The organism is Roseibium sp. AWQ4_290 (genome assembly GCF_056160985.1).
On record NZ_JBSWYG010000076.1, the window covers coordinates 1 to 317 of the forward strand.

The 317-nt window shown below is 55.8% G+C and carries 1 protein-coding gene; it reads left to right on the forward strand.

Annotation, left to right across the window (positions count from 1 at the left end):
• On the forward strand, window positions 1–195 hold a 195-nt coding region (tnpB, locus tag ACXAH0_RS25200; protein ID WP_475196055.1), incomplete at its 5' end, for an IS66 family insertion sequence element accessory protein TnpB.
• Window positions 196–317: the final 122 nt, after the last annotated feature.

Here is a 317-nt window from a genome sequence, read left to right on the forward strand (position 1 = left end):
GATCTCTTGAAGATCATCTGGTGGGACAGTCAGGGGGCTTGTCTGTTTTCCAAACGCCTGGAGAAGGGCCGGTTTGTCTGGCCGGGTGCGAAGGCTGGCAAAGTCAGCGTCACGGCGGCGCAGCTGTCGATGTTGCTTGAGGGGATTGATTGGCGCATGCCCGTCCGCACCTGGACGCCCCTGACAAGTGGATGACGAGCGGATAACGGCGTAATTACAGATATTTATATCTGTTTTCCTTTCTGCTTCTGGCTGCGTCCGGTATAAATGCAGCCATGCTGAAGGACCTGGACATCACGCCTGACGATCCGGCTGAA